Here is a 14471-nt window from a genome sequence, read left to right on the forward strand (position 1 = left end):
GTTATTTTTTTCTTTTACACGAGTTTCGCACAGGCATATAAAATTCCAGAAATGGCTTAAAAGCAATGGTTAATTTGCAAGTTACTAAAACGTATAAATTTGTTTAAATTACAATAAGTTACTTTTAATTTATAAGGTTTTTTCTATTTATATATTATACTGAATTAAACTTAAAAATAGAGCGTTTTTTTATTGGTGCGAAACTCGTGTTTTAATAAAAATGATATCAACTTTCTTTCTAATGCTGATACAAAAAATTGCCACTGTTTGTTTAAACAAACAGTGGCAAACATTATTCATTACTTGGGAAATTTATTTAATATCCATAGAATATTTCATTGTAAAGCAAAAAACTATTTGATCCATTAAATGCATCACATTTGTCGAGTAAGAATGCTAAACTCTGGTATAAGTTTAATATCTATATCATCGATTTATTTTAAAATAATAATGAGCATTATAATATTTTCTCATTACTAAAGCCTTTTTTACATAATACTACGTTTTGTATTTAAGTAACGATTTTAGTTTTAAATAACGTCGGCTCAGTCGCCATTTTAATTTTAGAGTTGTCGCATGTTGCCAGGTAATGTGCCAATATCCTTCGCCAAAAAAGCGCTTAACCATCTCATATTTAATTTTTGGCGATTTAATCGCTTGAATAGACAATACAACACCAAAACCTTCCTTACTAATCTGCCACCAACAAGCTGGAGTTTGATTTACCGCATTAGGATATTTTTTATATATATCCATTAACATATCAATAATTTTCAAATAAGTATTAACCTTACGTACGCGTAAAGCATCACCGCATAACGAATGAGAAACTGATTTACTATGAATAAAATAATCATAATAAGATTTATTAATAAACTGAACGCGTTTTGCATTAAGTAATATTTCTGTTGTCCAAAGGGATATCTTGATGATGAAGTTGCGGCTCAAACTGATACTGATGTTCACGAATAAAACTTAACTTATAAATATTCAGCCAAGTCACGTGTAAAAATTTACCTGAACTTAAACCTTTTTGTAACCATTCGGTCCCTGAAATTATGCCTGTCGATGGAACTTTTTTTAAGGGAAAAATTAATTTAGAAGGTGAGCCATCCATATAAACATAAGTACCATTACACATCGCAACATCTAAATTACCCAATTTTGCCAACGTTAATAAACGGTTATACATACCTAAATGAATAATATAGTCAATATCAGGAAAGGCTATATATTTACCTGTAGCAATATTCATTCCCACATTACGTGCGACAGATACGCCGAGATTTTCCTGATGTAAAATCTTAGTATTCGGAAATTGCTCTATACGTTCCTCTAATAATAAAGCGCTATTATCCGTTGAACCATCATTGACTAAAATAAGCTCCCAGTTTTCTAATTTTTGTTGTTCAAGACAATTAAAAAATTTTGGCAAGAATGGTTCGCCATTAAATACAGCAACAACAATACTTAGCATCGGTTCAGCTAACATATATTTACCTTAATCATGAGGTTATTTAATCTTATATAAAATATTCAATAGATAAATGTTTATAGGCTCAATTTTGTTGAAAAAATGGAATAATAATGTCGCTAATATCAAATAAATATATTACAAGATAATTCGCATAATTAATTATGAACAAATGAAATTATTAAAATTAATATAAATATCACTTTTATTATTGATACAAAAAATTGCATTAGTATTAAAGTTGTTATGCAAGTTTTATATTGAATATAGTTATTTTTAAGATAAAAAAAAGCCACCTTAATTAGGTGGCTGTTACCGATCATGCAAAACTGATCCACTTGGTATTATTCGTACATTTTTGTACGGGTAATTTATGTTAACCAAGGAGATATTTGTGGATATTCATGTTCGCTTTGCACAAGGACAAAGCATTCGAAAAATGGCCCGTGAACTGGGCATTTCCCGTAACGCCGTAAAACATCATTTACAACAGCAGGAGATGCCAACTTATGCTAAAAAAGTCAACAATCGAGTAACCTGGCACCCTTTAAACCTTATTTGCTTCAGCGAATTGAATTGGCTAAACCTGATTGGATCCCTGCAACAGTCCTATTTGATGAGGTAGCTGAAAGAGGCTATCAAGGCGGTATTGCTCAGTTACGTCGATTTGTTTGTCAATTTAAACCAAGCATTGTTCCCGAACCTGTCGTCCGTTTTGAAACACAGCTAGGTCAACAAATGCAAATCGACTTCACGACCATCCGGCGAGGCAAACGATCACTAAAAGCGTTTGTTGCAACGCTTGGCTACTCGCGTGCTATAGCTAGGCGACTTAATTTTGATTACAAGGTGTGTTATGAGTTATACAATTGATTTTCGACGTAAAGTAATATCTGTAAGGAAAGCCGAAGGTTTAACAATTCGAGAAACTGCGAAACAATTCCGTATTGGAAAAGCGTCTTTAGTACGTTGGCTTAAACGACCAGAGCCAAAAAATTCAACGCCACGTAAGAGGAAGCTCGATAAAAATGCTTTAGCAAAAGATGTGGAACAGTATCCAGATGCTTACCAAAAGGAACGGGCAGAGCGATTCGGTGTTTGTAAAAAGACTATTTGGCAATCCCTTAAAAAGCTGGGATTAACCTATAAAAAAAACTCTATTCCATCCAAAAACCAACGAAAGCGACAGGCTGGCACATCAGCAAAAAAGACAACAGTATGAAAAAAAAGATAAATCTGTTGTTTTTATTGATGAAAGTGGTTTTTCACATGACACTCCACGAACTCACGGCTATTCCCCAAAAGGTCACCGTTGTTTTGGCCTGAAAAACTGGGGTGCTAAGGGAAGAACAAATGTTATTGGCGCTTTATTGGGAACAACCCTTTTTGCTATCGGATTATTTGATTGCAATATTAACCGTGATGTTTTTTATGTTTGGATCACAAAAATATTGCTCCCAGAACTTCCTGAAAATTCTGTTATTTTTATGGACAACGCTAGCTTTCACAAAGGTAAGAATATTGAACAGGCAATTATAAACGCAGGACACCAGATAGAATATTTGCCTGTGTATTCACCAGATTTAAATCCTATAGAACATAAATGGTCTCAAGCTAAACGTAAAAAGATGGAAACAGGATGCACTATCGATGACCTGTTTTTAATACATATGCTGTAATCAAAATTAAGTCGCCTAGCTATAGCAATGTAAAGTTCTTTGATAATGAGCGGACAGAAGCCTGGCAACAAGGTTTATAAAGAAGCTTTCGACTATTTTGGTGGTGTGCACAACAAGTATTGTGTGATAACGCAAAAGCACTCATTTGTAGTGGCATACTAAATTTGGCCACCTAAGTTGAGGTGATATGCTTACCTCATAATTTTTATAGGTGCCAAAATGAGTAAAATAATTACTGCTGAATTTAAATGTGAAACCGCCAAATTAGTCCTTGACCAAAATTACACCTACCAGGAAGCCGCGAAAGGCATGAACGTCAGTCTTTCAGCGATTAGCCGGTGGGTAAGAGCCCTTCGTTTAGAACGTCAAGGGAAAACATCGCCTGGTCTGCCATTAACACCTGAACAAATTGAGTTCAGAGAAATGAAGAAAAAAATCCACCGGCTGGAAATGGAGAATGACATCTTAAAAAAGGCTACTGCGCTCTTAATGTCCGACTCACTGAAAAATTTTCGGTAGTTGAAAAGCTAAGAGTGCTTTATCCGGTGAAAACTTTGTGTCGTATTTTTAATGTTCACCGAAGCAGTTATCGCTATTGGTGTCGGCCTAAGGAGTGTAGTGGCCAATTTTAGTTGACCACTACAGAATAATGTTTTAAGCGACTGAGCGAGACAGGGGGTTTCTTTAGATAAAATCCGAGATAAAGGGTGACATGGGTAATATTGGAAAGAATATCAGAAAGATTAATATTCCACCCGCGCTTGTAGTGAGTGTGAAGTAATTGATTCCATCATGCTTTACTTCTTCCTTCAGCTTTAAGCTCATCGAGAATGGTGAGCGTGTAATAATGTTTTCTCAATAATGCCGTTATCCGATATTGCCACATTGTCATAATGTTTTCGCGATAAAAGCTGATATCCCGCCAGGTATTCTTTTTAGTCACCCCGCCGGCTGTGGTTGAAAAATGAATATGCGGATGCCATTTTTGGTCTCGTTCCCAGGTATGGATTGGCAGTGAAAACGCCCGGTGTGATATTGAAGTCACGGCAGATGGTTAATATCACATCAGCGGCTAATCGATTCATTTCACCGAGAAGCCAACGGTTGGCGCGAATAATAGGCCAATATTCACAAGGCATGGTAAAAGTGATGTGCTGCCAAGGAACTTCGGGTAACCAAGCTAGCGTATTGTTAATCCATTGTAGGCAAGCTTTGACGCCACAATGTGGGCAGCTTCGACTTTTGCAGGTAAATTTAACCCGTTCTTCAGAATTACATTGAGGGTCAGGACAGCGCCAAATTGACCACCCCATAAGCGAAGTGCCGCAAGCCATAATTCCATCACAACAGTGCGGACACTATCAGGGGGTTGGCGATTAAGCCAATTGAGCCAGCGTTGACTAAATTGAAAAACATAACTAAAACGCGGTGACATAAAAGGGACCAAAAGATTGAGACAACAGGTATCGGGTTATACCAGTACTAACAAGCAATGACAAGTCGTCGCCATAGGCGACCATCTTGAAGATATGTTCCAGCCACAGGTATCTTTGGTTTAGATGGAATTAAACAATATGCAACCCGCCCGGCTAATAAATTCACTACAAAGTTAGCAGGAGAGTGGTGCCGCGTATGCTCTATCTGACAAAGATTTTTTAACTCATCAAATACCGTTTCAATGACAGAACGATGACGCAAGATAGCTTTGTCGAAACAAGTCTGTTCAACAGGCTTCATTTCCTTCTTGATATTCGTTATAAGGTTAATTCCCATTGTTTTCAGTTGCTGTTTCAGTGAAGCCGATAAATACCCTTTATCCGCATACAAACAACCAGAAAGATCTTTTATCAGCTCAGGTAATGGTTTCCGATCATCTGTGTTTCCTGGTGTAAGTCGAAAACTGAGTATTTCCCCCAAATGATTGATAATTACATGAAGTTTGAAACCAAAGAACCAACCTGTTGAGGTTTTTCCTCGTTCAGCTATCCCATCGAAGGCTTTATGCCGGCGGATCCGTAAGTTATCACACACAGCTATCGGAGTAGAATCAGCAACCGACAGACCCGTGCACTTTCCCTTAATTGACTCAAACAGTGCCGTTAAAGCTAAGGCACTGCGCGGAAGTAACTCTACGCAGCGTGAATATGATGGCAAGTTAGGAAATTCCTTCCTGAGATATAAACGGACATGATAGAGATAAAATTCCTTGAATTGTCTGAATCGGAGTTGATGAAACAAAACAACCAGTGTCATCATTTCAGCCAATGAAAGCTGAGTAGACCGTCTACGACGCTTACTACCGTTATTCAGCAAAATTTCATGCATTTTTGGCTCGAAGTCTTTACAAAAATCATCCATCAGGCAATAAAGTTCAGTAAGATTTTCCATAATTGTTTAACAATGCTCTACTCTTTAACCAGATTGTTAGAGTATTTTAACGAAATATGCGCATTCAACTATTTGAATAGCAAGACTTTCACTTTATCACGAGTTTCGCACCAATAAAAAAACGCTCTATTTTTAAGTTTAATTCAGCATAATATATAAATAGACAAAATCTTATGAATTAAAAGCAACTTATTGTAATTTAAACAAATTTATACGTTTTAGTAACTTGCAAATTAACCATTGCTTTTAAGCCATTTCTGGAATTTTATATGCCTGTGCGAAACTCGTGTTTATTTCTTATCCCGAACTCAGGTTAAAAATAGAGCGTTTTTTTATTGGTGCGAAACTCGTATAGCTAGGCGACTTAATTTTGATTACAAGGTGTGTTATGAGTTATACAATTGATTTTCGACGTAAAGTAATATCTGTAAGGAAAGCCGAAGGTTTAACAATTCGAGAAACTGCGAAACAATTCCGTATTGGAAAAGCGTCTTTAGTACGTTGGCTTAAACGACCAGAGCCAAAAAATTCAACGCCACGTAAGAGGAAGCTCGATAAAAATGCTTTAGCAAAGGAACAGTATCCAGATGCTTACCAAAAGGAACGGGCAGAGCGATTCGGTGTTTGTAAAAAGACTATTTGGCAATCCCTTAAAAAGCTGGGATTAACCTATAAAAAAAACTCTATTCCATCCAAAAACCAACGAAAGCGACAGGCTGGCACATCAGCAAAAAAGACAACAGTATGAAAAAAAAAGATAAATCTGTTGTTTTTATTGATGAAAGTGGTTTTTCACATGACACTCCACGAACTCACGGCTATTCCCCAAAAGGTCACCGTTGTTTTGGCCTGAAAAACTGGGGTGCTAAGGGAAGAACAAATGTTATTGGCGCTTTATTGGGAACAACCCTTTTTGCTATCGGATTATTTGATTGCAATATTAACCGTGATGTTTTTTATGTTTGGATCACAAAAATATTGCTCCCATAACTTCCTGAAAATTCTGTTATTTTTATGGACAACGCTAGCTTTCACAAAGGTAAGAATATTGAACAGGCAATTATAAACGCAGGACACCAGATAGAATATTTGCCTGTGTATTCACCAGATTTAAATCCTATAGAACATAAATGGTCTCAAGCTAAACGTAAAAAGATGGAAACAGGATGCACTATCGATGACCTGTTTTTAATACATATGCTGTAATCAAAATTAAGTCGCCTAGCTATATAGGAATCATACCAGAAGCGGTAGTGATGGATGCCTGGTATTCTAGCCTGGATAATCTGAAATCAATTCGCTCTCATGGTTGGGTCTGGGTAACCACGCTGAGGAAAAACAGGATTGTTAACCATAACAAACAACTGAACAAGTTAGACATCTCAGAAGAAGGAACTCCAATACACTTACGAGGCTACGGTTGGGTGACTGTTTTCAAATTTACAGCCAAAAACGGCCGTATTGATTACAGAGTAACAAACAAAGACAATCCCACCCGTCAATACGTCAAATCTATCATGGATGCCCGTTGGTCTGTTGAAGTTTATCATCGAGAAGTTAAACAAAATTGTGGTATTGAACGCCGTCAGGCTTGCACGAGCCGAGCGCAAAGAAATCATATTTTTCTCGCTATTTCTGCGTGGTTTGAACAACATAAACGTCGTATATCTGAAAAAATAACCATTTATCAACAAAATTGGGACGTAATCAAAAATGCTATTGCTGAGAAGATCAGGGGTTTAATTAGTATACCCAAATTAGTTTTGTGCGAAACTCGTGAAGTTATGATAAAGTTACACGAGTTTCGCACCAATAAAAAAACGCTTTATTTTTAAGTTTAATTCAGCATAATATATAAATAGACAAAATCTTATAAATTAAAAGCAACTTATTGCAATTTAAACAAATTTATACGTTTTAGTAACTTGCAAATTAACCATTACTTTTAAGCCATTTCTGGAATTTTATATGCTTGTGCGAAACTCGTGAGTTATAAATAATTATAATTAGCGATAAATAAAATGGAGCCAAGTGGCATGAGCATTAAGAAGTATGGTGTTTTATTAGTTAATTTAGGGACGCCTGATGTACCAACGCCTACAGCAGTGAAACGTTTTTTGGCAGAATTTCTTAGTGATGTAAGAGTTATTGATATTTCGAGGATAATTTGGAAACCGCTATTACATTTAGTTATTTTACCATTACGCTCGCCAAGAGTAGCTAAATTATATCGGTCAATTTGGACCGAAGCCGGTTCCCCATTGCTAAATTATAGTTTGCAACAGCAGGCTGCGCTGGCAAAACAACTGCCCGATATTCCTGTGGAATTAGGTATGAGTTATGGTTCGCCTGCTATTGCCGAAGCAATTGATAAACTATTAATTCAGCAGGTTGAAAATATTATTGTGTTACCGCTTTATCCACAATATTCTTGTTCAACCACAGCGGCAGTTTTTGATACGATTAGCCGAGCGTTAAAAAAATATCGAACGATACCCGGGCTTAACTTTATTCGTAGTTATGCTGATCACCCTTCTTATATTGATGCATTAAAAAGGTCGGTTGAGTTAAGTTTTGAACGCTATGGTAAACCAGATCGATTATTGCTTTCTTATCATGGTATACCTAAACGGCACGCAGAAACAGGTGATATTTATCCGCAGGAATGCGAACTGACAACCCGTTTACTCAGTGAATTAATTAATTTCCCTGCTGATAAAATCATCATGACTTATCAGTCACGCTTTGGCCGTGAGCCTTGGCTTACACCTTATACAGACATTACCTTAAAAAGGTTGGCAAAGCATGGAATAAAACACGTTCATCTGTTGTGCCCAGGTTTTTCGGTGGACTGTTTGGAAACTCTAGAAGAGATTGCTGAGCAGAATAAGAAATTATTTTATGCTGCTGGTGGCGAAAAATATCATTATATACCTGCGCTTAATGCCTCTGAGAGTCATATTATGTTAATGGCTGAATTAGTCAGAGATTTAGCAATTATTTAAATGGAAATCTAGCTAAAACTAAAGGCTATTTTAGTGATTGTAATGCTATTACATATTTAAATTTACCGCTATAACTAATTGTTTTAAATACACGAGTTTCGTACCAATAAAAAACGCTCTATTTTTAAGTTTAATTCAGCATAATATATAAATAGACAAAATCTTATAAATTAAAAGCAACTTATTGTAATTTAAACAAATTTATACGTTTTAGTAACTTGCAAATTAACCATTGCTTTTAAGCCATTTCTGGAATTTTATATGCCTGTGCGAAACTCATGAACCAGTGTCATCATTTCAGCCAATGAAAGCTGAGTAGACCGTCTACGACGCTTACTACCGTATTCAGCAAAATTTCATGCATTTTTACTCGAAGTCTTTACAACACGAGTTTCGCACAGGCATATAAAATTCCAGAAATGGCTTAAAAGCAATGGTTAATTTGCAAGTTACTAAAACGTATAAATTTGTTTAAATTACAATAAGTTGCTTTTAATTTATAAGATTTTGTCTATTTATATATAGCTAGGCGACTTAATTTTGATTACAGCATATGTATTAAAAACAGGTCATCGATAGTGCATCCTGTTTCCATCTTTTTACGTTTAGCTTGAGACCATTTATGTTCTATAGGATTTAAATCTGGTGAATACACAGGCAAATATTCTATCTGGTGTCCTGCGTTTATAATTGCCTGTTCAATATTCTTACCTTTGTGAAAGCTAGCGTTGTCCATAAAAATAACAGAATTTTCAGGAAGTTCTGGGAGCAATATTTTTGTGATCCAAACATAAAAAACATCACGGTTAATATTGCAATCAAATAATCCGATAGCAAAAAGGGTTGTTCCCAATAAAGCGCCAATAACATTTGTTCTTCCCTTAGCACCCCAGTTTTTCAGGCCAAAACAACGGTGACCTTTTGGGGAATAGCCGTGAGTTCGTGGAGTGTCATGTGAAAAACCACTTTCATCAATAAAAACAACAGATTTATCTTTTTTTTCATACTGTTGTCTTTTTTGCTGATGTGCCAGCCTGTCGCTTTCGTTGGTTTTTGGATGGAATAGAGTTTTTTTTATAGGTTAATCCCAGCTTTTTAAGGGATTGCCAAATAGTCTTTTTACAAACACCGAATCGCTCTGCCCGTTCCTTTTGGTAAGCATCTGGATACTGTTCCACATCTTTTGCTAAAGCATTTTTATCGAGCTTCCTCTTACGTGGCGTTGAATTTTTTGGCTCTGGTCGTTTAAGCCAACGTACTAAAGACGCTTTTCCAATACGGAATTGTTTCGCAGTTTCTCGAATTGTTAAACCTTCGGCTTTCCTTACAGATATTACTTTACGTCGAAAATCAATTGTATAACTCATAACACACCTTGTAATCAAAATTAAGTCGCCTAGCTATATTATGCTGAATTAAACTTAAAAATAGAGCGTTTTTTATTGGTACGAAACTCGTGTAAGATAGTCTAGAGGAGTCTTACTGGGAACGGTAATTAAATAAAATCAGGAGAAGACCAATATTTCCCCTGATTAATTTTATCGGCTAGTTAGAGGCGTCACGTTTTAAGTATTTATCTAAATCTTTAGTGCCTGATAATAAATTATCGTCATTATTATTAATGGTACAGCCTACGGTTTTCTTTTTAGACAGGAAATGTGCCATGGTTTTGGCTATTTCATGTTCACCAACAACGATATGATTTGCGCCACGTTCACGAATATATCTAACTTCATCATCATAGTGGGCACGAACAATAATAGTGATATCAGGGTTTAATGACCTAGCCTTCTCAATAATTTGCCCAGCTTCATAACCATTTGGAACGGTGACTAATAGTGTTTGGGCACAATCTATGCGAGCCAGCTTCATTAGTGCTTTATTTACGGCATTGCCAATTAGTGAACGGAAGCCATTTTTAGCTAATTCTTCAAATCGAGCGCGTGTATTTTCGATAACGACAATCGGGATATCTTTTTGGCGTAATTTTTCAGCCAGAATAGTACCAACACGACCGTAACCAACAATAATTGCATGACCGCAAATATCGACAGGAATTTGTGCGACTTCTTCCTGCGTTTCATCTAATAATTCTTCCTCTGTTGTTTCGGTTTTTTTCAGATAACGGTCAAGTAAGCTAAATAGTAATGGATTAATCATAATAGAGACGATAGCACCAGCTAAAACCAGGTTTGGCGCTTGACTATCAAATACATTGAGTGTTATTCCCATTCCGGCCAGGATGAAAGAGAATTCACCGATTTGTGCCAGACTTATTGCGATAGTTAAGGCGGTTCGACGGCTATGACCAAATAGTCTCACTAACAGTAATGCGGCGAGTGATTTACCAATAGTAATAATTGCTAAAACCGCCAATACGGCGAGTGGATGTTCTATTAATGTGATAGGGTCTAGAAGCATACCAACCGATACAAAAAACAGAACCGCAAATGCATCCCGCAAAGGTAGTGTATCTTGTGCAGCTCGATGACTTAATTCAGATTCATTTAGGATCATACCGGCGAAAAATGCGCCAAGGGCAAAAGAAGCATTAAATAGAGTTACCGCGGCATAGGCAATACCGAGTGCTAATACTAAAACCGCTAGTGTGAATAATTCACGAGAACCGGTTGCCGCAGTACGGGCTAGCATCCATGGAATAAGTTTGCGACCGATGAAAAGGGTAATGATGATAAAAATAGCTACTTTACTAACGGTAATGGTTAATTTAATTGCGAGCTCACTAAAACTAGCATTATTACTATCGAGAATACCGGCAATTGCTGGCAGCAATACCAGGGTCAAGACCATGACTAAATCTTCGACAATCAGCCAGCCAATGGCAATTCGGCCTCGTTTACTATCGATCAGTTGACGTTCTTCTAATGCTCTTAATAGCACTACAGTACTGGCTGTTGAAAGACAAAGCCCAAAAACAATACCAGCAAAAATACCCCAACCAAATAGCATGGCTAAACCAAGACCTAATAAGGTGGCAGTAATTATTTGAGCGATAGCACCAGGAATAGCAATCGATTTTACGGCTAAAAGATCTTTCAAGGAAAAATGTAAGCCAACACCAAACATCAATAATATAACACCAATTTCGGCGAGTTCACTAGCTAAATTTGTATTTGCAACAAAACCTGGCGTAAATGGACCAATAAGAACACCGGCCAATAAATAGCCGACTAACGGTGATATTCTTAGCCGTTGTGCAATCATACCAAATAGATAGGCAAGAGCTAAATCACCAACAATTGTTGTGATGAGGGATGCTGCTGAATGATCCATTAAATCTCCTCTTTTTGGGATGACAAAATACGTCATGTAGAATTCAAGCTTATTTTATCTGCTATAGACTAAAAAAGCGCTAAAAAATTACGTTATAAATAATAAAAAAACGGTTGACGATAAAAAGAAAACAAATAGCTTGTTTTTTTATAAAAATGCCAAGTAAATAACCATATTAACTATTATAACTATAATTTATTATTTTTTAATATATTATAATATAAACTATTATTCTTTTTTTATTCATATTTGGTAATTATGTGGTCACAAAAAATGATAATGATAAAAAATCCAGGTTGAATTAATTCAATACACTTTATGTGTAATATAATTTTAACTGCTGAAACGATGTCAATTGTCTCCAAAGATTAATGCAAAGCGTATTTATCAATCATCTCAACAATAGAATCATTAGGTTGATACTTTTATATTTTGGATATAATCAGCAAAATGATGTATCAAATAACAAGTATAGTAGTTATTTATGCTATTAAAATAAAAAAATTTGCAAAAATCAAAATGAATTGATTGATTATTTATTTGACTGAGCATTTTTATTGCCATTTTGGCTAACAATAACATCGATTATCTAATGTTTTTTATATAATTTTATTATATTTTTTAGTGGATTAACTGAATTAAAATAATCATTATCCACTATTCCTTTAGTAATAGCGATTCAGTCTCTATTTTGTTATTTAATTGAGATTATGACTAGCAATACTTTTATCTTGCGTAATGGCCAGAACGATTTATGTTGTAATAATCAAATAAAATATTTAGTAAATAACAAAATAGAGACTTATTTTTACAGGATATAAAATAAATTATTTGATGAAATACAGAGGGTATAAATTTTTATGGTGTGGAGATAGATATGCGATTGTCACTTAAGACTTCCCAGGGTGGGATAATGTTATTTTTATGGTTGTTATTAAGTCCAACCGCAATTGCATGGCAAAAAGATAAAACTTACTCTATCACAATATTACATACCAATGATCATCGTGGTCATTTTTGGCATAACAAAAACGGAGAATATGGGTTAGCAGCGCAAAAAACATTAGTTGCAGAAATTCGCCATGAAGTTGCAAAAGAAGGGGGAATTGTTTTACTGCTTTCCGGTGGAGATATTAACACAGGTGTGCCTGAATCCGATTTGCAAGATGCTGAACCAGATATTAAAGGCATGGATATGATTGGTTATGACGCAATGGCAATTGGTAATCATGAGTTTGATAAACCTTTGACGATCTTACACAAACAACAACAATGGGCAACTTTTCCTTTTCTGTCAGCCAATATTTATCAAACCAGTACTGGCCAGAGATTATTCAAACCCTATCTTACACGAGTTTCGCACCAATAAAAAAACGCTCTATTTTTAAGTTTAATTCAGCATAATATATAAATAGACAAAATCTTATAAATTAAAAGCAACTGATTGTAATTTAAACAAATTTATACGTTTTAGTAACTTACAAATTAACTATTGCTTTTAAGCCATTTCTGGAATTTTATATGCCTGTGCGAAACTCGTGTCTTATTTTTAACACGAGTTTCGCACAAACCTAATTTGGGTATACTAATAAACCCCTGATCTGCTCAGCAATAGCATTTTTGGTTACATGCCAATTTTGTTGATAAAGGGGTATTTTTTCAGATATACGACGTTTATGTTGTTCAAACCACGCAGAAATAGCGAGAAAAATATGATTTCTTTGCGCTCGGCGCTCGTGCGAGCCTGACAGCGTTCAATACCACAATTTTGTTTAACTTCTCGATGATAAACTTCAACAGACCAACGGGCATCCATGATAGATTTGACGTATTGACGGGTGGGATTGTCTTTGTTTGTTACTCTGTAATCAATACGGCCGTTTTTGCTTGTAAATTTGAAAACAGTCACCCAACCGTAGCCTCGTAAGTGTATTAAGGTTCCTTCTTCTGAGATGTTTAACTTGTTCAGTTGTTTGTTATGGTTAACAATCCTGTTTTTCCTCAGCGTGGTTACCCAGACCCAACCATGAGAGCGAATTGATTTTAGATTATCCAGGCTAGAATACCAGGCATCCATCACTACCGCTCCCTCTTTTTTTAGCAAGAGCGAGCATTTCGGAAAAGTGCGTGTTTTTTGTTTTTCCATCAGAATATTTATCATAAATACGATAATCAATAGGAATTGATCCAACAGTTGTTAGATTATGCCAAAGTAAATTAACTAAACCTATGCCAGCAATAACATCATGTTCATTACCTGAATATTGATAATAGACCATCTCTATTTTTTTACTACGTGTTTTGGCAATCAATGTATCATCAGCAATTAGTACGCAAGGGCTTTTTTCGTCTATAGAAGGTTGAACTAATCGCCATAAGTCTTTAGGTCGAAAACATCTACTTTTTAGCCATCGGCTAACAGTGTCATGAGATAAAGGCGATGGGCTTACTTCTGATAACGCCAAAACCAGAGTATCTTACACTGCTTACTTGTAAGAATGTTTTATAGATATTTTTAATGCATGGATAACCGGACAAAATATGAACACCCTAATTTTTTCTTGTTTTGAACTTTATACTCCTTTTTTGGAGATAGCGAAACTCGTGGATAATAAAAGTTTCACTGTTCGA

General features: G+C 35.7%; 10 protein-coding genes and 7 pseudogenes. 9 read left to right on the forward strand and 8 right to left on the reverse strand.

What is annotated here, in order from left to right; translation table 11 throughout:
• Window positions 1-498 precede the first annotated feature (498 nt).
• Window positions 499-1492, reverse strand: a pseudogene (locus AYJ55_RS15115) (glycosyltransferase).
• Between the two features lie 540 nt (window positions 1493-2032).
• On the opposite strand from AYJ55_RS15115, the gene AYJ55_RS15120 reads away from it, so the two are divergent.
• The 4 genes and pseudogenes from AYJ55_RS15120 to AYJ55_RS15135 all read left to right on the forward strand — a co-directional run.
• A complete protein-coding gene (locus AYJ55_RS15120) occupies window positions 2033-2347 on the forward strand; it encodes an IS21 family transposase (protein ID WP_063657135.1) in 315 nt (104 codons plus the stop codon).
• Window positions 2331-2696 (forward strand): IS630 transposase-related protein, encoded by a 366-nt coding sequence (locus AYJ55_RS15125; RefSeq protein WP_063653415.1) that lies wholly within the window; start codon window positions 2331-2333, stop codon window positions 2694-2696. Before AYJ55_RS15120 ends, AYJ55_RS15125 begins: the two co-directional genes overlap by 17 nt.
• Window positions 2665-3153, forward strand: a complete 489-nt coding sequence (locus AYJ55_RS15130) for an IS630 family transposase (protein ID WP_063653499.1) — start codon at window positions 2665-2667, stop codon at window positions 3151-3153. Before AYJ55_RS15125 ends, AYJ55_RS15130 begins: the two co-directional genes overlap by 32 nt.
• 219 nt (window positions 3154-3372) lie before the next feature.
• Window positions 3373-3779, forward strand: a pseudogene (locus AYJ55_RS15135) (transposase); the annotation flags it as partial.
• 2 nt (window positions 3780-3781) lie between these two features.
• Here the strand turns inward: AYJ55_RS15135 and AYJ55_RS33345 are convergent.
• From AYJ55_RS33345 to AYJ55_RS15150, 3 genes and pseudogenes are all read right to left on the reverse strand, one after another.
• Window positions 3782-4198, reverse strand: a pseudogene (locus AYJ55_RS33345) (transposase).
• A complete protein-coding gene (locus AYJ55_RS36155) occupies window positions 4089-4487 on the reverse strand; it encodes a transposase zinc-binding domain-containing protein (RefSeq protein ID WP_162505616.1) in 399 nt (132 codons plus the stop codon). Before AYJ55_RS36155 ends, AYJ55_RS33345 begins: the two are co-directional and overlap by 110 nt.
• 148 nt (window positions 4488-4635) lie before the next feature.
• Window positions 4636-5541: an IS982 family transposase gene (locus tag AYJ55_RS15150; protein ID WP_063657138.1), complete on the reverse strand. Its 906-nt coding sequence runs from the start codon at window positions 5539-5541 to the stop codon at window positions 4636-4638.
• A 388-nt stretch (window positions 5542-5929) separates the two neighbouring features.
• Here AYJ55_RS15150 and AYJ55_RS15155 point away from each other — a divergent pair, with 388 nt between their 5' ends.
• The 4 genes and pseudogenes from AYJ55_RS15155 (at window position 5930) to hemH (ending at window position 8546) form a co-directional block, all read left to right on the forward strand.
• Window positions 5930-6289 carry an IS630 transposase-related protein gene (locus AYJ55_RS15155; protein ID WP_063653651.1) on the forward strand — a complete coding sequence of 120 codons (360 nt, stop codon included), beginning with the start codon at window positions 5930-5932 and terminating at the stop codon, window positions 6287-6289.
• A pseudogene (locus AYJ55_RS26420) lies at window positions 6286-6747 on the forward strand (IS630 family transposase). The gene AYJ55_RS15155 and the pseudogene AYJ55_RS26420 overlap by 4 nt, the downstream one beginning before the upstream one ends.
• 26 nt (window positions 6748-6773) lie before the next feature.
• A pseudogene (locus AYJ55_RS15165) lies at window positions 6774-7295 on the forward strand (transposase); the annotation flags it as partial.
• Between the two features lie 282 nt (window positions 7296-7577).
• Window positions 7578-8546, forward strand: a complete 969-nt coding sequence (gene hemH, locus AYJ55_RS15170) for a ferrochelatase (RefSeq protein WP_063657140.1) — start codon at window positions 7578-7580, stop codon at window positions 8544-8546.
• A 544-nt stretch (window positions 8547-9090) separates the two neighbouring features.
• Here hemH and AYJ55_RS15175 read toward each other — a convergent pair.
• The 3 genes from AYJ55_RS15175 to ybaL all read right to left on the reverse strand — a co-directional run bounded on the left by AYJ55_RS15175 (window position 9091) and on the right by ybaL (window position 11840).
• Window positions 9091-9624 carry an IS630 family transposase gene (locus AYJ55_RS15175; protein ID WP_162505291.1) on the reverse strand — a complete coding sequence of 178 codons (534 nt, stop codon included), beginning with the start codon at window positions 9622-9624 and terminating at the stop codon, window positions 9091-9093.
• A complete protein-coding gene (locus AYJ55_RS15180) occupies window positions 9548-9913 on the reverse strand; it encodes an IS630 transposase-related protein (protein ID WP_063653415.1) in 366 nt (121 codons plus the stop codon). Before AYJ55_RS15180 ends, AYJ55_RS15175 begins: the two co-directional genes overlap by 77 nt.
• Before the next feature lie 178 nt (window positions 9914-10091).
• Window positions 10092-11840, reverse strand: a complete 1749-nt coding sequence (gene ybaL / locus AYJ55_RS15185) for a YbaL family putative K(+) efflux transporter (protein ID WP_063657141.1) — start codon at window positions 11838-11840, stop codon at window positions 10092-10094.
• An 877-nt stretch (window positions 11841-12717) separates the two neighbouring features.
• Here ybaL and ushA point away from each other — a divergent pair.
• Window positions 12718-13185: pseudogene (gene ushA, locus AYJ55_RS15190) on the forward strand (bifunctional UDP-sugar hydrolase/5'-nucleotidase); the annotation flags it as partial.
• Window positions 13186-13411: 226 nt separating this feature from the next.
• Here the strand turns inward: ushA and AYJ55_RS36160 are convergent.
• A pseudogene (locus AYJ55_RS36160) lies at window positions 13412-14378 on the reverse strand (IS701 family transposase).
• Window positions 14379-14471 lie beyond the last annotated feature (93 nt).

The organism is Candidatus Arsenophonus triatominarum (assembly GCF_001640365.1).
In the GTDB taxonomy this organism is placed as follows: Bacteria; Pseudomonadota; Gammaproteobacteria; order Enterobacterales; family Enterobacteriaceae; genus Arsenophonus; species Arsenophonus triatominarum.

Coding starts and splice junctions, on each gene's coding strand:
- AYJ55_RS15125 (WP_063653415.1), top strand. CDS start 2,331: ATGAGTTATACAATTGATTTTCGACGTAAAGTAATATCTGTAAGGAAA.
- AYJ55_RS36155 (WP_162505616.1), bottom strand. CDS start 4,487: ATGGCTTGCGGCACTTCGCTTATGGGGTGGTCAATTTGGCGCTGTCCT.
- AYJ55_RS15150 (WP_063657138.1), bottom strand. CDS start 5,541: ATGGAAAATCTTACTGAACTTTATTGCCTGATGGATGATTTTTGTAAA.
- AYJ55_RS15155 (WP_063653651.1), top strand. CDS start 5,930: ATGAGTTATACAATTGATTTTCGACGTAAAGTAATATCTGTAAGGAAA.
- hemH (WP_063657140.1), top strand. CDS start 7,578: ATGAGCATTAAGAAGTATGGTGTTTTATTAGTTAATTTAGGGACGCCT.
- AYJ55_RS15180 (WP_063653415.1), bottom strand. CDS start 9,913: ATGAGTTATACAATTGATTTTCGACGTAAAGTAATATCTGTAAGGAAA.
- ybaL (WP_063657141.1), bottom strand. CDS start 11,840: ATGGATCATTCAGCAGCATCCCTCATCACAACAATTGTTGGTGATTTA.